Origin of the sequence: Cellvibrio chitinivorans, from assembly GCF_035117775.1 — a bacterium.
GTDB lineage: Bacteria > Pseudomonadota > Gammaproteobacteria > Pseudomonadales > Cellvibrionaceae > Cellvibrio > Cellvibrio chitinivorans.
Genome location: NZ_JAYKKN010000008.1, coordinates 29,190 through 48,098 on the forward strand (window position 1 = coordinate 29,190; position 18,909 = coordinate 48,098).

At 48.4% G+C, this 18,909-nt stretch carries 12 protein-coding genes; 6 read left to right on the plus strand and 6 right to left on the minus strand.

Going from position 1 to position 18,909, the window contains the following annotated elements; all coding sequences use genetic code 11:
* Positions 1 to 34 precede the first annotated feature (34 nt).
* On the plus strand, positions 35 to 865 hold the full coding sequence (locus SPL68_RS16805) for a dioxygenase family protein (RefSeq protein WP_323816326.1): 831 nt from the start codon (positions 35 to 37) through the stop codon (positions 863 to 865).
* A gap of 27 nt (positions 866 to 892) precedes the next feature.
* On the opposite strand, the gene hrpB is transcribed toward SPL68_RS16805, so the two are convergent.
* Positions 893 to 3,313: an ATP-dependent helicase HrpB gene (gene hrpB / locus SPL68_RS16810; protein ID WP_323816327.1), complete on the minus strand. Its 2,421-nt coding sequence runs from the start codon at positions 3,311 to 3,313 to the stop codon at positions 893 to 895.
* Positions 3,314 to 3,382: 69 nt separating this feature from the next.
* A complete protein-coding gene (locus SPL68_RS16815; protein WP_323816328.1) occupies positions 3,383 to 5,401 on the minus strand; it encodes a TonB-dependent receptor family protein in 2,019 nt (672 codons plus the stop codon).
* Between the two features lie 257 nt (positions 5,402 to 5,658).
* Between SPL68_RS16815 and SPL68_RS16820 the strand changes: the two genes are divergently transcribed.
* From SPL68_RS16820 to SPL68_RS16840, 5 genes are all read left to right on the plus strand, one after another.
* Positions 5,659 to 8,181, plus strand: a complete 2,523-nt coding sequence (locus SPL68_RS16820; RefSeq protein WP_323816329.1) for an EAL domain-containing response regulator — start codon at positions 5,659 to 5,661, stop codon at positions 8,179 to 8,181.
* A 251-nt stretch (positions 8,182 to 8,432) separates the two neighbouring features.
* Positions 8,433 to 9,596 carry an aspartate aminotransferase family protein gene (locus SPL68_RS16825; RefSeq protein WP_323816330.1) on the plus strand — a complete coding sequence of 388 codons (1,164 nt, stop codon included), beginning with the start codon at positions 8,433 to 8,435 and terminating at the stop codon, positions 9,594 to 9,596.
* A gap of 77 nt (positions 9,597 to 9,673) precedes the next feature.
* Complete coding sequence (gene argF / locus SPL68_RS16830; RefSeq protein WP_323816331.1) at positions 9,674 to 10,591, plus strand: ornithine carbamoyltransferase; 918 nt, start codon at positions 9,674 to 9,676, stop codon at positions 10,589 to 10,591.
* Between the two features lie 397 nt (positions 10,592 to 10,988).
* On the plus strand, positions 10,989 to 11,324 hold the full coding sequence (locus SPL68_RS16835; protein WP_323816332.1) for a hypothetical protein: 336 nt from the start codon (positions 10,989 to 10,991) through the stop codon (positions 11,322 to 11,324).
* A 269-nt stretch (positions 11,325 to 11,593) separates the two neighbouring features.
* A complete protein-coding gene (locus tag SPL68_RS16840; protein WP_323816333.1) occupies positions 11,594 to 13,633 on the plus strand; it encodes a carbohydrate-binding module family 20 domain-containing protein in 2,040 nt (679 codons plus the stop codon).
* A gap of 100 nt (positions 13,634 to 13,733) precedes the next feature.
* Here the strand turns inward: SPL68_RS16840 and SPL68_RS16845 are convergent, their stop codons facing one another.
* From SPL68_RS16845 to SPL68_RS16860, 4 genes are all read right to left on the minus strand, one after another.
* The gene (locus tag SPL68_RS16845) at positions 13,734 to 14,822 is read right to left on the minus strand and encodes a hypothetical protein (protein ID WP_323816334.1); all 1,089 of its coding nucleotides are present in this window, start codon (positions 14,820 to 14,822) and stop codon (positions 13,734 to 13,736) included.
* 252 nt (positions 14,823 to 15,074) lie between these two features.
* A complete protein-coding gene (locus tag SPL68_RS16850; RefSeq protein ID WP_323816335.1) occupies positions 15,075 to 15,857 on the minus strand; it encodes a lytic transglycosylase domain-containing protein in 783 nt (260 codons plus the stop codon).
* 143 nt (positions 15,858 to 16,000) lie between these two features.
* On the minus strand, positions 16,001 to 16,402 hold the full coding sequence (locus SPL68_RS16855; RefSeq protein WP_323816336.1) for an SMI1/KNR4 family protein: 402 nt from the start codon (positions 16,400 to 16,402) through the stop codon (positions 16,001 to 16,003).
* 73 nt (positions 16,403 to 16,475) lie between these two features.
* A complete protein-coding gene (locus tag SPL68_RS16860; protein ID WP_323816337.1) occupies positions 16,476 to 18,878 on the minus strand; it encodes a DNA polymerase II in 2,403 nt (800 codons plus the stop codon).
* Positions 18,879 to 18,909 lie beyond the last annotated feature (31 nt).

The window sequence follows — 18,909 nt, forward strand, 5'->3', positions numbered from 1 at the left end:
ATAAGCTCACCAACCACTGTGCCGAGAAAATACTATGTCTAGCGAACCTAATAAAAATTCACCAGCCACCACTCAAACTGATCCAATCGATAATGACCGTCGTCGCACCTTAGGGACGCTGGGGATATTCGGTTTGATGGGCGCCACTGGCCTTATCAGTTGCGGGGGAGGATCATCAAGTAGCAATAGCAGCTCCAGTTCTGTTGCATCCAGCACTACAACATCAAGCACCACATCAACCGGAGTCAGTAGCTCAATTGCGAGCAGCAGTTCATCTGGCACCTGCACAGTAATTCCGACAGAAACTATCGGCCCTTATCCACTTTCTACATTGCTGGATAATTCATTGGTGCTGAGAGAGAACATTGCGGAAGATAAAACTGGCGTGCCATTGCAAGTGAAGTTGAAATTAGTCGATGTAAACAACGGCTGCACGCCCGTTTCCGGTTATGTTTATATTTGGCACTGCGATAAAGATGGCAACTATTCTGGTTATTCAGGCGAATCGGGTAAAACCTATTGCCGCGGTGTGCAGTACACAGACACCAATGGCCTTGCACAATTCACGACTATTTATCCCGGCTGGTACACGGGGCGCATCACTCACATTCATTTTCAAATATTTTTAACCAACTATGGCAGCAGCGCAAAATCCACAGCGATTTCACAAATGGCCTTCCCAACCGAAATCACTACTGCGGTTTACGATTCTGATTTATACAAAGCCCACGGGCAAAACACATCGGTTAGAAGTTTTTCAGCAGATAATGTATTTAGCGATGGTGTCGAATATCAATTAGCGACCGTGACAGGCAATGTAACTGATGGCTACATTGCCGAACTGGAAGTTGGTCTCGCGATATAACTCGCTGCAAAATAAATCAGGATGCATTTATTGTTGCTGCTGCATTGCAAGCTTGCGCTTGGTTAATGCAGTAGCTTCATGCTCCAACGGATTTTCCGGCCAAGGGTGACGTGGGTAACGCCCGCGCATTTCTTTGCGCACCTCTGGGTAGGCTTGCTGCCAAAACGTTTGCAAATTGGTGGTGATCGCCAGCGGACTTCCATTGGGCGATAACAAATGAATTTTCAGCGGTACACGCCCTCCCGCCAGCTGCAACTGCTCACAGCCAAAAAACTCTTGCAATTTTGCCGATATTTGCGCACTACCATCGCTGGTGAAATCAACACTAACACTGCGACCACTGGGCAGATCGATTTTTGCTGGCAATAAGTGCGCGATTTTTTGGCAGTTATCGAAGCCCAAATAAAACTCTAGGGCTTCTTGCAGCGGCAGCTTATCCAGCTGCGTAGATTCATTCAAAAATGGCATTAGCCACTGATGCATATCGCGTATTAAGGCATCGTCATCCAATGCAGGTAATTCGCATAGATTAAGCGATGCAACCAATCTGGCTCGTTCCAATAAAGCACGCGCGCTATTACTCCAGCCTAATGATTCAATACCTTTCTCAGCAACTAATTGTTGAATATGTTCCAACAGTTTTTTTGCAATTCCATTGGCAGGCACTGATTGCCATACTTCATCGATCACCACGCCACCCATCAACCAGCGAGTATGTTCTTGCCAGCGCTGCTGCTTAAATGCCAATGCTGATTGTGCCTGGCTAAGTTGTCGTTGTTGTTCGGCGGTCAGCAGTAAATCAATACCAATCCCCGAATGGCTTTTCGGCTTGGTATTAATTAATGGAAACACTGCCCATTGCGAATTCATCGCCCCTTGAGGCTCAACGCTCATCCCTGAGTTCAAGCGATACCGCCCCGACTCCTGCTTAAACCCGATGCGATCAGTAAATGCGCACGCAAGTAAAACAGCATTCAACGGCGCTGTATTTTTTTGAAGTGATAAAACACTTAGCCAACGTTTTTGTTGCTGTTGCCATTGGCGATTGCGCGCCAACTCGCGCTCGGCATCATTAATTAATGCAGAAAAATCTTGCTCTGCGGACAGTTCAAAATGCAGTGCAAGCGACAATAAAAGTGCAGCTTCACCAATCGATTTATCGTGCAGTAGTAAAAATGCCGCAATGCGCGGATGAGTACCCAAGGCACTAACATTTTTTCCGCGCTCGCTGACCTGCCCCTGCTCATCCAACAATGCCATTTTTTGCAATTGCTGCCGGGCAAAATTCAACGCAAGCCGATTAGGCGTCTCCAACCAAGGCAGCGATTCACTTGGACTGCCCCAGTGCGCAATGCGCAATGCCAGCGGTAAATAATCTGTCGCACGTATCTCTGGCAAATCGGCCGCCGCTAGCGGTTGATCTTGCGACCAAAGGCGAATGCAGCGCCCCTCCTGCACACGCCCCGCGCGCCCGCGCCGCTGCTCTGCACTTGCCATGCTGATGCGCGCGGTGCGCAAGCGGGTTACTCCAGTACGCTGTTCGTAATCAGCGCGCCGAGCCAAACCGGAATCGATCACCAATGTGACATCAGCAATCGTTAACGAAGTTTCCGCTATATTGGTCGAGAGAATTAAACGCGCGCCTTGCGCTACATCCAACGCAGCATTTTGCTCGTTTGCGGGTACACGGCTGTGCAGACGAAATACTTTATGTGCAGGAATTTTTTGTGCAATCAGCGCCGCGCAATTTTCTATTTCACGCCAACCGGGCAAAAACACCAGCACAGTTTCTGATTGCCACTGCGGGTAAGATGAAAGCGCACGCAGCAATTGCTCTTCCAATTTTTCTGCAGGCGCATTGGAATTTTGTTTTGCAGGCTGATACTGAGTTGTCACCGGAAAACATCGCCCTGGTGCGAATAAACGGTTGGCAATTTGTTGCTGCAAAGCGGGGTCAGGCGTTGCGCTCATCAGCACCAACTGTAAATCATCGCGCAGGATTTGCACCTCCTGCAAAAACGCCCAAGCTAAATCCTGATTCACACTGCGCTCATGAATTTCATCGAGCATTACACAGGCAACACCATCGAGCGTCGGATTTTGTAGTAAGTGTTGCAATAAAACCCCGGGCGTCATTAACACCAAGCGGGTGCCTGCTCCCATGCGCGAATCATAAGGCACTTGATAACCCACCTGCTGCCCCGGCGCTTCACCTAATAAAGATGCAAGCCGCTGTGCCAATGCCTGTGCAGCCAACACTCGCGGCTGCACTAACCACACCTGTTGGTCTGCGGGCGCTTGCGCAAGAACCCACAAGGGTGCGAGTGTAGATTTACCCGCGCCTGGCTCTGCCTCCAACAACAGCGGCGTATGCGCCAGCGCATCAACAAACTCTTGATGAAGTTTACTGAGAGGTAAATCCGGTAGCGGTAAATCAAATAACGACATAATAAATCCAGTTCAACAGGAGCAGAGAAAAAGCAAAATAATTGCAAAGAAAAATAGTTGAAAAGAAAACTAAAAACTCAGCTTAATACCAGCCGAAAAATTGCGTCCCAGCGCTGGCTCAAATGCACGCCCATTTGATTGATTGACAATCACAGAGCCGACATAATTTTCATCGGTCAGATTAGCCAGTTTCAACCACCAGTCAATGCGTGATGTTTTTACTGCAAAATCACCCTGCGCACCCGCATCCCAGGTTTGATAACCCGGAGCGAACACCTGATTATTATCAGCCGTATAAATTCGCGAGCGCTGTTGTGCGCCCAAGGATAACTGCAAAATATCCGTCGCAAACGGTAGCCAGCTCAACTCCAACTGATACTGCTCACGCGCCACACCCGGCAATTGATTTTGATTCCACTCTCCGGCTGAATAAATTGCATCCAGAGATTGTGCACTGAATTGCACACTCACATTTTCACTCACGCGGTAACGCCCCAAAAATTCAATGCCATTGCGTTCGGTTTCTGCCGCATTGCGATAGCTAGTGCGCCCACCACTGGATTGATCAACTACCAATTCATTTTCAGTGTCGATAAAAAACTGGGTCAATGAAAAATCTATTTTCTCGTCTGGATGATAATTAATTCCCCACTCCCGCTGGCGATTGATCGCTGCCTCCAATTCAGTGTTCAAACCTGTCGCATCAGTTTTATAAGCCATTTCGGTGAGCGTTGGTGTTTCATATCCTCGCCCACTACTAGCAAATATTTCCCACGCCGGTGTGAGCGCATAATGTGCACCAAAGGCAAACGAATCTTCACGATAATCGCGCCCACCTGAATCATCGGGATTTCCCTGTGAATTTTCATCAGCAGGAATGATAAAAAAATCATCAACTGTAAAATCGACTTTGCTCTGGCGTGCGCCCGCGTACAACATCAGTGGAGATATTGGATAAAGTTGAATGAGCGAATAAACATCCTGACTTTTTACTTCGCCAATTTCATTGCGGCGCAAATCGCCAGCGATACCAAAATCATTTACGTAACCACGGCGCCTGTCGTCCATTTGAGAAAATTCAGCGCCGATACTGATATCAGTTGGCACACCGATGAATTGCACAGATTGCGTCAGTGTTGCGCTTGCACCGGAAAATTCACGGTTCAAATCCACCACACCACCACTGCTACTAATCGCCTCGCCAGTGAACGCCAAATATTGGGTAATCGCGCGCTCACCTTGCCAGAGCGCCGCCTGCCACCGCGTCGCGCCTTTGCTGTCGCGCAAACTTATCGATGCTTGTTGATGCTCAACACTTTTGCGGGTATCAAACAATTCTGCCGCAGAACTTGTCTGGTGCGGATCATCAAGCCATTGATCGCGCGTTAAACCAAGTGGATCTTGTAGTAGTGGATCATCACTGTGATCGTATTTGATCAACACATCTATATCCGATGCAGTGGCATAAAAAAATTGCAGGCCTGCTTGTTGTCGCTTCGCACTAGAATGCGGGCGTTCGCCATCCACATCTGCATTGGCAAATTGCGCGCGCATAGCCAGCTGATCTTTACGCAACTCTCCCGTTAATGTTTGGCGCGCGAGATCAGGATCACCACCCGAAACGCCAACACTAAATCTACTCGCATCAGGCGCAGCAGATTGCAACGCAATCACACCGCCAGCACCATTGCCATAGAGCGCAGCAATTGACCCACGCAATACTTGCGCACTGGCAATGTTGTCGAGCATCGCGCTCGCCAATTGCCCTTGTCCATCGGGGGTAGACATGGGAACCCCATCGATTTGCAAATCGATGCCGCGCACACCAAACGCTGAACGGGCACCAAATCCACGCATACTAATACGCGTATCCTGCGCATAGTTTGTCCGCGAATCCACTTGCACACCGGGCATTAGTTGTAACAATTCAGCGGGATCAAGACGCGCGCCCATCGCGAAATTCTCCTCCTTATTTACGACTACTTGACGCGTCAATAATGATTCAGCTGATTGATTTCCCGTCACTATCACGGTTTCCAATATGTTTGGCGCTGATTGTGCAAGCAATACATTGGACTTAAATGCCACAAAAACACCAATTAAAAATGAACATTTAATGGAGCAGCGATGCAGAGATGAAAAAGTCATAGCGATTAATAAATAATCCTGTTAATTAATAATCCAATTAGAAACAGCGCACAGATTGATGCACAAAAACTGAACTCATTCGTTTGAAATTGAGACAAAGATCTATCAAGCAATACGATTTACCGCGTTGCCATGTACTTTGTCTGTGATTTGGCAAACAGCCTCTATAATGAAGAGGTCAATATCTGGATTAATTTATGCAACAAGAATTTCAAACCCAACTTGAACGACTGCGACAACAATTTGCTGCAGCACTGCCAGAGCGCGCACGTCGTCTGGACGAAATCTGGAGCCACTTGCGCCATCTGAATTGGAGCGCACAGGGCATCACCACACTGCAACAATTTGCACACAAACTAACCGAGACTGCGACCAGCTTTGGCTTTCCTGAATTACACCAAGCGGCGCAGCAGCTGGACAATTTTATTACTGAACTTAACGATCTTGGCCGCAGTTTCGGCGGCCAGGAATACGCACAGTTGGAAGACCATATTCAGCACTTGGGCAAGGTAATGGAAAATACGGCCAAGGGAACATCGGCTCAGAGCCCATTATTGGCCACATCCAACCAAGTGCATTATCCGGAAGCTCAGGGCAAAACCCTGTTTTTGATCGACCCGGACCGTATTCTGGCCGCACTTTGCGGCACCTATCTACGCAAAGCCGGATTCGCTGTGGAGTATTTCGATAATCCGCAATCCTGCATGCAGCAGCTTTACCTTGATACACCCGCCGCTATTTTGATGGATCCGGATTTTGAGCGTGCCGGCCTACAAGCGCTGGGCAACCTGCATCAGATCAAAGCATTGATGCCGCAAGATACGCCCATCATCCTCATGTCCGGGCGCACCGATGTAAACGCCAAGCTGCGCGCGTTGCGTGCAGGCAGTAGCGACTACCTCGTCAAACCGCTGGACTTTAATTTTTTGGTCGAGAAGTTGGTTAACATCATCAGTCAGAGCACTAAAACCCAGCGCGTAATGATTGTGGATGACGACCCCGCAATGACCGGACTGGAATCCGAAATTTTGCGCCACATCGGCATGGAGGTTCTGTGTGTCAACCAGCCTTTGCATGCTCTGCAACATGCAGCCAAATTCAAACCCGATTTGGTGATTCTGGATATGCACATGCCGGATATGAACGGCATGGAGCTAGCCATTCTGCTGCGCCAAGATCCCGAGCTACTGCTGCTGCCGATCATTTTTATTACCTCGGATACAGACGCAAATTTACACCGCAACATTAAGGCGCTGGGCGTAAGTGCCCTGCTTACCAAACCTTTTGTGCCGGAAGATCTCATCCGCGTGTGCGAACAGGCGCTGGCCGATACCGCCACCCTCAAAAACCGGATTGCACACGTAACCCGCCACCCCCAGCAGCCACAACAAATCAATCGCAGCTACTTTTTTAGCGCATTGGAAGAAGAGTTACAAAACAACTTTCAAAGCGATCAAACCAGTGCGCTCTACTATTTCAGCATCGCAAAACTGGAGGAGCTGACCAAGCAACTGGGGCCAGCTGATCTGGTGGCGGTGCATGATCAATTTTTTCATCGTTTAAATGACATAGTTGGAAGCGATGAACAGTGGGTCGATTTATCGCCACTGGTCGCTTGTGTGCTGGCAGGAAAACGCAGCATTGAGCTGCATCGCCAACGTAGTGAGCAACTCGCAAAGCACCTGAGCTATCCAGCTTATGCAATCAAAGGCAGCCCGCTCAACCTGCACATCCAACAAGGCGTTACGCCACTTAGCCCGGATTTGGGCACAGCTAACAATGCGCTTTTGCGCGCCGAACAGGCATTTGAAGTTGCTATAAATGGAGCTGCTATAAAAGAAGGAAGTACAACTGGCCCCACATCCAGCGATAGCAGCAAACTGGGGGGGGCAGTCTCAGCGGCAGGGGCTGTAACTGGTGCAATAACCACTCAAGCCAATACACCCAACTTTTCCCAAATCGTATTCAGCCGCGATCTGACTCTCGCATTCCAACCCATCATCAGCCTTGAAGATGCGCAGATCGAACACTTTTCCGTTTTGACCCGCTTACGCGGTGAAGATGGGGAGCCAATCGCGGCCGGGCAGTTTTTAAGCCGCATCACTCAACCGGGCAGGCGTCTGGAATTGGATCGCTGGGTACTGCAACAAGCGGTTAGCGCTATCGCCGAAAACAGCAAAACCCGCGAGCAGGCCACCCTCTTTATCCATTTGGCGGAAGAGACCTTGCAGCAAAGCGCTTTTTTCTCGTTTACCGCCAATGTGCTGCGTTCCTCACGTCTGCGCGGTGATGAACGACTCATCTTCATGCTGGAAGAAAGCTGGATCATCAATCACTTTCATCAAGCACGCGAAATCGCCAAGGCATTGCGCGATATTCGCTGCAGCATCTGCATCACCCGTGCCGGTGAGAATGAACAAATGCTGACGCTGTTAGAAAATTTAGAGGCAAGTTACATACGCCTATCGCCCCAGCTCACCAGCACTAATAGCAACCCGAAATTATTGGAGCGATTAATTGCTACCGCGACAGGGCGCAAAATGAAAGTGATCGCCACCCAGATCGAAAACTCACACAATCTATCCAGCCTTTGGATGCAAGGTGTGCGTTTATTCGAAGGCTTTTTTATCCAACCACCCGACAGCGGATTTCATCTGCAAAATGACATCATTTTTGCCAAGGAATTTGTGCAAGGGCATGGATTTAATAGCGACCAATAACCCGTAAAAACTGGCCAAATTTGCCAATAATCGCAAGAACTTATATATTTGCTGCCTGTTTTTGCCGCGCACAGGCCGACTTCCAGGCATGCTCCATCGGCAGCAAGTGCTGATATAGCGAAAAAGTTCTGATAAGCGCCCCCCTGAATAATTACTCGCCGGCCTGTCACTGACAGGTCTTGGCGAATTGTTTTTTTCACGCAGTGCAAAATTTTTTGTTGACGCCCCGGCGTTGTTATTTGGAGAAAACCATGTCCACACTCATGAATACTTACGGCGCAAGAACCCTGACCCTTACCAAGGGCGAGGGCAGCCGAGTATGGGATGACAGTGGCAAGTCCTATCTGGATGCCATCAGCGGCATTGCTGTATGTGGCCTTGGTTACTCACACCCGGCAGTTACCAAAGCATTGTCCGAACAAGCGGCGACGCTGCTGCACGTATCGAACCTGTACAACATTCCGCAACAGCAACGCTTGGCCGATCTGCTGATTCAAGCATCAGGCATGGACAAGGTTTTCTTCTCCAACTCTGGCGCTGAAGCAAACGAAGCAGCTATCAAGATTGCGCGCAAATACGGCAATGATAAGGGCGTAAAAAACCCAAGCATTATCGTCATGGCCAATAGCTTCCACGGCAGAACCCTCGCAACTCTGAGCGCTACAGGCAATGCTAAGGTGCAGATAGGCTTTGAACCATTGGTAGAAGGCTTTATCCGCGTGCCATACAACGATGTGGCCGCAGTGAAATCTGCACTGGTCGAACACAAAAATATCGTCGCCATTTTGGTTGAACCCGTACAGGGCGAAGGCGGCGTGCGTGTTCCTGCTGCAGACTATTTGAATCAACTGCGCGGCATTGCCGACCAGCACGACCTGTTGTTGATGCTGGATGAAATCCAAACTGGCAATGGCCGTACTGGCACCTTTTTCGCCTATCAACACAATAATTTGCTGCCGGACGTAGTAACTACAGCCAAAGGCTTGGGCAATGGCGTACCAATTGGTGCCTGCCTTGCGCGCGGCAAAGCGGCAGAAGTGCTGCAGCCGGGCAACCACGGCACCACGTTTGGCGGCAACCCACTGGCCTGTAGTGCCGGTATTGCAGTGATTGAAACCCTGCAGTCCGCTAATCTGATCGCTCAGGTAAAAACACTGGGTGACAAACTATTGGCCGATTTCAAAACCGCGCTTGCTGGTAACCCCAAGGTGGTCGATATTCGCGGCAAAGGCTTAATGATCGGTATCGAACTCAATGCCCCCTGCCCCGAGCTGGTTCAAAAAGCACGCGATCTGGGCGTATTGATCAATGTTACTGCAGTCAACACTATTCGCTTGCTGCCAACCTTCATCCTTACTCAAGCTGAGGCTGATGAGCTGGTCACCAAAGTAGTCCAATTGGTTAACGAGTTTTAATCCTTAGCGACAACGCTAAAAAGAGTTACAAACAAGCGCGCGCATAACGCGCGCGCTGCAATAAAAGAGCAATGATTATGGTACCCCCAAAGGCACCGAGACATTTTCTAACCCTCGCCGATATCAATAGCGCCGAATTACAGCAGATTATTGCGCGCGCCATCGAACTCAAAGCCATGCTACGTGCGGGCAAAGCGCCCGAACTGCTCAACAACAAAGTGCTGGCAATGATTTTTGAGAAAAACTCCACCCGCACCCGCGTTTCTTTTGAATCCGGTGTTGCCAAGCTGGGCGGTCACGCGATCTTCTTATCGACCAAAGACTCGCAACTGGGTCGCGGCGAGCCAATCGAAGATTCTGCACGCTGCATTGCCAGCATGGTCGATATGGTGATGATCCGTACCTACGCCCACGACACAGTAGAGCGCTTTGCTGAATACTCGCGAGTTCCGGTGATCAACGGCCTGACCGATGAATATCATCCATGCCAGTTGCTGGCCGACATCCAAACCTATGTAGAACAACGCGGCTCACTCGCCGGTAAAACCGTTGCATGGGTCGGCGATGGCAACAACATGTGTAACTCCTATATTCAGGCCGCCGAGCTGTGTGATTTTGAATTGCGCATTGCCACACCCAAAGGTTTTGAGCCGGAAGACGAGTTTGTCGCACCCTATGCAAACCGAGTCACTCTGACTAATGACCCGCGCGCCGCAGTTGCTGGTGCCGATCTGGTCGTTACTGACACTTGGGCGTCTATGGGTCAGGAGGATGAAAAGAAGCAGCGCGAGAAAATCTTTGCTGGATATCAGGTAAATAAAGAGCTGATGAACCTTGCCAAGCCAGATGCACTCTTTATGCACTGCTTGCCCGCCTATCGCGGCAAAGAAGTAACAGCAGACATTCTCGATGCGCCCGATTCAGTTGTTTGGGAAGAAGCAGAAAACCGCATGCACGCACAAAATGCACTCATGGAGTTCCTGTTTAACCAATAAAGCTCAGACTTGATGTATTAGGTAAGAGACAAAAAATCAAAACCCGCTAATTCCACAGAATTAGCGGGTTTTTTATTGCGCATCAAAAATGCACACAATAGGGACAACGTTGTCGGTTGCGCACCAGAGCAAAACACACAAAATCACCAAAATATTACACAAAGTAACATCGATTCTGAAAAATGCCCCAAAACCATGCTTTTAATAACATTAAGAAATCTAACTTTGTTTTTATATTCATTATATGAATAAAAACGATCAATTTTTCCGTTTTTGCGCAAAAACAATCTTAAAAATCGTAACTTAAAGTAACAAAAAGGTAACGTAACATGCCTATAATTCGTCCGTGGGTGCAGTTAAACATTGTTAGTAAATTTTTCCTTCTGAGGTTTTTATCATGACTAAATCATTTGTTTCTAAAGTTGTTGCTGTTGTATCTCTGGCTAGCCTGTCAACCTTGTCAGTAATGGCAAACGCAGAAGCCTTCGCTTCTTACAAAGAAGTTCCAGGCGTAGTATCAAAAGTAGACTCTGTTGAAAACACCATCACTATCACTACCAAAGATGGCGCAACAAAAACCTTCAACGTAGTAAAAGGTGCAAAAGTAGCTACCTCTAAAGGTCGTGTAATGACTCTGGATTCTTTGGCTAAAGGCGATACCGTTGTGCTGAAAAACCGTGTTTCTACTCCTGTTGCGAGTGAAGCAAAAGCTCAAGTATTGTCAGCTAAGTAATTCGTTTGTGCTGGTTTCTAAATACATAAAAAAGCTTTGACCACTCAATGAGCCCCGCATGGGGCTTATTGAAATTTTTCTCCAATCCCAGCTATTCGGCATCTAATGCCTCTTCTGAATTACAGCCGCAAATAATTCTTACTTCTGCATACGTATTCAAACTTTTTCTTTTTCTAATTTCACTTATTCTGATTTCGGAAGTTGTTGTTGCATGCCTGACATGCATACAAACCTAATAAACATAATCACTAAAACTTCGGTAAATCACCATGAAAACACTCCCCAAACTTTTGTTTGCTTGTTTGCTATCCCCGTTAGTTTCTATTCCTGTACATGCACAAACGGCATTTGTGCATTTATTTGAATGGCAATGGAATGACATCGCATCCGAATGCGAAAATGTTCTAGCTCCGAAAGGTTACGCCGCGGTACAAGTATCGCCACCGCAAAAATCCGTGAGCGGAAATGCTTGGTGGACACGCTATCAACCTGTGAGTTATTCCATTGAAGGTCGCTCTGGTACACGCGCAGAATTTGCAAGTATGGTTGCGCGCTGTAAGGCCGTAGGTGTTGATATTTATGTCGATGCTGTTATCAATCACATGTCCGCAGGTAATCGTAACTTCCCTGAAGTGCCTTACGGCACAAATGATTTTCATAGCTGTACCAGCAATATTGATTACACCAATGCATGGCAAGTTCAAAATTGTGATTTGGTTGGATTAAATGATTTAAAAACCGAATCTGATTATGTACGCGGAAAAATCGCTGCTTATCTAAATGATTTATCCAGCATGGGCGTTGCGGGTTTTCGCTTCGATGCAGCCAAACATATTCCCCACGGCGATATCGCCAACATTGTCAGTCGGTTAAATGGATCACCTTATATTTTTCAGGAAGTAATTGGCGCAGCTAATGAACCAATTACGCCGGCGCAATATACTTATATCGGCGACGTAACCGAATTTAATTTCACCAATACAATCGGGCATTACTTTAAAGGTCGCGCGCAATTAAAAGATTTGCGCAACATAGGCACCTGGAGTGGCTGGGTTCCGAGCAGCGATGCAGTTGTATTTGTCGCAAACCACGATAACCAACGTCAAAACACCGCCAATACAATCACGCATAAAGATGGCATGAACGTTAATAACATTGCGCATGTATTTACACTGGCATTTCCCTACGGTTATCCAAAAGTAATGTCCAGTTATGACTGGAGCGATCACGACCAAGGCCCACCAAGCAGCGGCGCAAGCGCCTGTAATAACGGCTGGCTGTGTGAACATCGCAACCGTGAAATTGCCAATATGGTTGGCTTTCGCAACGCCACTAAAGACGCATTTTATTTATCCAATTGGTGGGACAACGGCGCAAACCAAATTGCATTTGGGCGCGGCAGCCTCGGCTTTGTTGTCATCAACGGTGAAAACAACAGCATGAGCGTGACACTGCAAACCGGTTTGGCCGCAGGTAGCTATTGCAATGTGATTGCCGGTGATTTTGTTAACGGTAGTTGCACAGGCAGCAGTATTACTGTTGCTGCTGATGGCACAGCAACATTTAATGTTGCAGCAAAAAGTGCAGCCGCTATTCACGTGCAAGCAAAAAACGGCACTGTAACAGGCAACAACTGTGTTTACTCTTCCATGAAAATGCGCGGCACTTTTAATAACTGGAGCAGTACTGATATGAATTGCGCCAGCGGTATTTGGGTTGGCAGCGCAACCTTTAGCGGGAGCAGCACGGATCGTTTTAAGTTCGATGCCTACGGCAACTGGGTTAATAACTGGGGCAACAACAACAGCGATTTAATTGCAGATGCGGGTGGTAATGATATTGCTGTAACAACCGCAGGCACCTACAACATCACTTTTAATGATGCGAGCTTGCAATATTCAATTACACCAACCACTGCCAGTAGCTCTGCTCCATCGAGCACAGCAAGTAGCGCCTCATCATTCACAGCAAGCAGTGCAAATAACTCAAGCGCAGCATCCAGCTCTGTATCGGCGAACGTTAGTGTTAACTTCACCTGCCAAAACGGTATAACCTATAACGGACAAAGTGTTTATGTCACAGGCAATCACGCAACACTCGGCAACTGGGCTCCAGCTTCTGCGATAAAACTTTCACCCACGAGCTATCCGACCTGGACAGGCACAATTCAGTTACCCGCGAACACTGCAATTGAATGGAAATGTGTGAAGCGCGAAGAAAATAATGCAGCGGCAGGTGTGGTATGGGAAAGTGGCAGCAATAATTCTCTGAACACCGCAACTGCAACCACCACGCTGGGCGCATTCTAAAATTTAAATTTATTAGCATTAAAAAGATCGGCAAAAAAATCGGCAAAAAAAAATGGCGACCGAGTGTTACTCCGTCGCCATTTTTTTATAAAAGATCAAATCACACCGTTAAATTAATTTCCTGCACCACTCCAACCTTGCCATCTTCAGTTAAATAAACGCCGGAATTGACCACTTCACCGAGCGAATTATTTTGTTCATCCTTTAATTGAAATGATGATGTCACATGCCCCAGAAAAATTGCGCCGATATTTTTATCGCCCAAAGCCATTAGTTGGGTCGAACCATCTTCATTCATCGACCAAATACGCAACTGGTGATAAATGCTATCGCCCTCGTCGATAAAATTGTTGCCATCTTCATCATAAGCAGCAAGCTCGGCAAAACCGCGGCCACTGCTAGGGCCGAATAGCTCACTGCCGTTATTAATACTGCCGTCGCCATTGCGGTCCAACGCCAAATAGCCGCTGCCCGGACGCAAACTGGCGATCTGTTCAGCGGTACCATCTGAATCCAAGTCAAACTCAAAACGCGTTTGGCTTAGTGCAGCGCCCAAGCCATCGAAATTAATAACCAGCGGATCAACTTTTTTACTGCCTGCTTCAATCTGTAAATTGGACTCCTGTACAAACTCGCGGCTCATTTTCATCGCCACCGAAAAATCTATCTCTCGCCCGTCCGCCGTATGCACAACGCCGACAGCCTGAAAGCGCATAGATTCCTGCTCCTGATAGCGCTCATGGCGTTGATAAATCAACCCGGGGCCAGCACTGCGAACGACCGTCAGTTGTGCGGCAGCCTGCGCCACGGCCGACGATGGAGGCGCAGTATCCACTGACAAGCTTTCCACCTTGGAGCCCTGTTTTGCACGCAAATCGCCAACACTGGTCACTCTCAACTCCGCTCCGGTGATGGCCTTATACATAGATTCGATAATGATTTTGTTCAGTCGGGTGCGCGAATCCATAGAGCCCGTCAAATCGAGCGTCTCGCTAATCCTGTACATCGCCAAGAGCGAGCCCGCTTGCGAGAGATCAACCTCAGGCTCAGGTGGCAATATCACCTCCGCCCTCGTGGGTTCAAGCATCACGGGTTGGTCGCGCCAAAACTCCAACTGTTCGGTCACATGTAGCTCTTCGCGATAATCCCGCTGTGCAGCCATACCAATTTGGGCATTGGAAATAATCATAAAGCCATCCGCTATTGTGAAGATCCATAGAAACCGCACGCGCAATAACAGCGAAAAATGCGGGTTAGCCTCTATAGCGGCAAAAATGCTGTTTTTTTGAGCTTTATTTGGCGCCAAAATTAGAATTAATAGCTATGAGCAGTCCATCAAACTGGTGGTTTTGAGTGGCGAGATAGGGAATGGAAACAATATAAGGAAGGTATGGGAAAGCAAAAGAAGTAAAAGCGAGGGACGTAAAAGCGGAGAAATGCCTTAATTGCGCGCCAGCACCATTTGGTTTTTATAGCGCTGATGCAGGATGTTCACACGGAAAACGTAGGTCTTGGTTTCTTCAAACGGAGGGACGCCGCGATACTTTTCTACCGCTCCCGGCCCGGCGTTGTAAGCGGCTGTTGCCATAGTGATGCTGCCATCAAATCGCTTAAGTAAATACGCAAGGTATTTAACCCCACCCTCAATGTTCTGCGCCGCATTGCTGGTATCACTCACCCCCATATCGCTGGCGGTTCCCGGCATCAGCTGCATCAACCCCATCGCCCCTTTGCGTGAACGCGCCAGCGGGTTGAAGTTGGATTCAGCATGAATCACCGCGCGTACCAGTGCTGGGTCAACACCATGCCGCTGCGCCGCTTGAGTGATTAGATAGGTGAACTCGGTCATATAGAGCTTTACGCCACGCCAATCTACTCGCGACAAGGGATTACAAGCGAAACAAGAGGTGTAGACGATAACTTCGTAAGCCGCCTTTTTCGGTTGGCGATCAGAAAAGGTCACTGCGCCATCTTTCTGATACTTAAAGAACTTGAAGGGTTGTTTACTGGCCGCCGCTTCAGCCGCTAATCGCTCCTGCTCACGGCGCGCCTTTTCTTCGGCAGCGGTTTTTTCAGCCACACGGCGCACATGCGCCTCAAAATCCTCAAGGCTGGATTCCTGCGCCGAAGTTTCAGTCGCGGGTTGCATATTTCCTTCAGCCCATAGCGGAACGCTGGCAAAAGCCAGTAACGAAAGCGCTAGAAATGGGATGATTTTATGCACAGCAACCACGATTTATTTGTTCAAAAATGGAAACAGGGAGATTTAGTGTAGCCCAGCTTTGTGAAAAGCTCTGTCACCAAAATCCATTTTCGTGACCTTATACAACTTATCGAAATAGCGGCCGCAAAGATTCGCTATAAGGCTCAGGACTCAAGCCAGACATCCCGCACCCATTGCCAGACGGACGCCCAGGTTTCATCGGCCAGATCACCATCGCGCCAATAAACCACCTCTCCGTCCGGCTCTACGCAGTAGTAACTGCCGTTCACTTCGCAGATAGGCAACAAATGGCGCGGCACGCCCATCGCCCAAGCGGTGGCGGTAACTTCGGGTAAATAGGTGTGAGAGTTAGGATCGGCAGCGGTTACCGGCTCGATAGTGCCGTAGACCACATCGCTGGCTTCCAGCAGAAAGGTGCGTACATCGCGCGGGATGGGCAGAAGAATCTCTTCTTCAATCTCGACCAGTGTGTCTTCATCGGGCAAATCCAGCGGCACTGGCACTGGTTCGTTGTGATCGCGCAGGAGTTCGAGTATTTCTTCCATCGTAATGCCTGTTAGTGATGACGGGAGGCGGAATATAGCCCGAAGCCCTTATCCATAACAAGCGATGCACACATCAGCCAAACAGGGATAACTGGTTCTCCACCAATTGCTCCAGCGACTCATCCATAAAATGCAAAATACTGTCGGCCACTGGCGATAGCTGCTTATTAATATAGTGCTGATAATCAATCGGGCTCTGCAGCCAATTCATATGCACCTCGTAAGAACCAACAGGCTCGGGGCCATTGGTAGTGATGAGATAACTAATCCAGTCGCCGCGCCTTAGGGTTTCGCCAGTCAGCTGCACATATTTGCGCGCAGCCTGCACATGGGGCGGCACATTTTTTTGATATTCATGTAGATGGCGACGCAACCGCTTGCGATAAATTAATTCCAAGTCCCGCTTACCGGCGAGCACTTCATCATTAGTGGTGCGCACAAAATCCAGATAGTCTTCGCCATCAAAAATTTTGCGATAGAGCGCGAGCTGAAAATCCTTGGCCAGTTGCGTCCAATCGGTGCGCACATTCTCCAAACCTTTAAACACCATTTCGCGCTGGCCATTTTGTTCGATCAATCCGGCGTAGCGTTTCTTCGTACCTAATTCAGAGCCGCGCATGGTCGGCATTAAAAAGCGCAGGTAGTGAGTTTCGTACTGAATCTCCAATGCGCTTTTGATATTAAATTCGTCGCGCAAGCTTGTTTGCCACCAGCTATTTAATTCTTTTGCCAAACGCGCGCCGATTTTATTGCACAGTGCCGCATCTTTTGGCGGCTTGCCCACGCAATTATTTTCCAGCCAGACAAAGAGCGAATCTGTATCGCCATAAATAACCGCATAACCCTGCTGCTCAATCCACTCGCGGCTGCGCTGGATAATTTCATGGCCGCGCAGGGTGATGGAACTGCATACACGTGGATCAAAAAAGCGGCATCCAGTTGAACCGAGCACACCGTAAAACGAATTCATAATGATTTTGATGGCGTGGGAGAGCGGTGCATTTTTATGTTGCTTGGCGCGGTCGCGCGCAGCCGATAACTGCTCAATCACCTGCGGTAATATATGTCCATCGCGCGCAAAATAAGCATCATTAAAGCCTTCTACGCGCAGGGCTTCATCCATGTGATTATGTTGCGCCAACCAATAGGCGCAGGGGTCGATTAAAAAAGTGCGGATGATACTCGGGTACAGACTTTTAAAATCAAGCACTAACACATTGTCGTAAATTCCCGGGCGCGAGTTCATTACATAACCGCCAGGGCTGATCACATCCGATTCCAACTCACCCAAATTCGGTGCGACATAACCACGCCTGTGCAAGCGCGGCAAATACAAATATTCAAACGCAGCAACCGAGCCGCCGATGCGATCCAACAGCAAACCGGTTAATTGGCTGCGCTCCATCGCAAACGCGAGCAACTCCTGCTGCACAAAAATATTCCACACCAGTTCGCAGTCGCGCAGATTGTATTCGGCCAGCGCTTGCTTATCGGTTTTGAACAATTGGGTAATATCATCGCCGCGATCTTTCCCTGCAATAAGTTTTCCTTCGCCCAATAATTCCTGTGCGATATTTTGTAGCGAATAACTTTCATAGCGATAATTCGCCGCTTTTAATAATTCGATACCATCCAGTGCAACCCGTCCGGGAATTACGACAAAACTGCGCCCGCCATCGCCTTCTTCATGGCGCCAGTGAATGGATTGATTAGCGCGCCCCAATTGCAATTCTATTTTTAAGCGCTGGCAGATATTTTCCAGCACCAGCAAATCAAATTGCACCAGATTCCAACCGATCAAAATATCCGGGTCAATAGACTGCACAAAATCAAAAAAAGCCAGAAGGCACGTTTTTTCATCGGCGCAATACACTAACCAATCAGACTGATTGCTACCGCCCTCGCCCACCATAAATACTTTTTTATCGGCATCCCCCCAAACACCAATCGAATAAAGTTGTTTGGCATCCATCGAGGTTTCAATATCGAGCGAAAGCATGCGCAGCTCAGGTCGCCAATGGCTTTGTGTTTCAGCTAAAGGCGCAAGGCGCGGATTTATTAACGGCTGGGCGGGATGAGAAATATTGTCTGCAGGAATATCAAATTGCGCGGCAGCAGTAATAAACCGCTCCATTAAATAACGTTCAGGCGGGCGAATATCGCTCTCCCAACAATCAATGCCATGTTGCCGGAAAATATCCTGCGCATCGCGTGCACTGCGTTGGCTGTGAAAATAGAGCGCGTTTACGGATTTATTCAGAAAGGTTTTTAATTCAACTTCGGCCATGCGCCAGCGACGCAAGTGTTTGATAAGCGTTTGAATCTGCGCTGCATCCTCGCGCAGCACAAAAAACACCATTTCCTGCTGCGTGATTTGCGTCCAACAACTGCCCTGCTCCGTCGCCCACCATAAATCAAGCACAATCCCCTCGCGGGTATCGCGCCACTGGCGGGTTAATAAAAAGGCATTGGTCATGGCGAGGCGACAACATCTGGTTAAGTAACCA

What these genes read in the sequence shown, in the direction of transcription:
- SPL68_RS16825 (WP_323816330.1), top strand. Translation starts at nt 8,433, where the DNA reads ATGTCCACACTCATGAATACTTACGGCGCAAGAACCCTGACCCTTACC.
- hrpB (WP_323816327.1), bottom strand. Translation starts at nt 3,313, where the DNA reads ATGTCGTTATTTGATTTACCGCTACCGGATTTACCTCTCAGTAAACTT.
- SPL68_RS16860 (WP_323816337.1), bottom strand. Translation starts at nt 18,878, where the DNA reads ATGACCAATGCCTTTTTATTAACCCGCCAGTGGCGCGATACCCGCGAG.
- SPL68_RS16835 (WP_323816332.1), top strand. Translation starts at nt 10,989, where the DNA reads ATGACTAAATCATTTGTTTCTAAAGTTGTTGCTGTTGTATCTCTGGCT.
- SPL68_RS16820 (WP_323816329.1), top strand. Translation starts at nt 5,659, where the DNA reads ATGCAACAAGAATTTCAAACCCAACTTGAACGACTGCGACAACAATTT.
- SPL68_RS16855 (WP_323816336.1), bottom strand. Translation starts at nt 16,402, where the DNA reads ATGGAAGAAATACTCGAACTCCTGCGCGATCACAACGAACCAGTGCCA.
- SPL68_RS16845 (WP_323816334.1), bottom strand. Translation starts at nt 14,822, where the DNA reads ATGATTATTTCCAATGCCCAAATTGGTATGGCTGCACAGCGGGATTAT.
- SPL68_RS16805 (WP_323816326.1), top strand. Translation starts at nt 35, where the DNA reads ATGTCTAGCGAACCTAATAAAAATTCACCAGCCACCACTCAAACTGAT.
- SPL68_RS16840 (WP_323816333.1), top strand. Translation starts at nt 11,594, where the DNA reads ATGAAAACACTCCCCAAACTTTTGTTTGCTTGTTTGCTATCCCCGTTA.
- argF (WP_323816331.1), top strand. Translation starts at nt 9,674, where the DNA reads ATGGTACCCCCAAAGGCACCGAGACATTTTCTAACCCTCGCCGATATC.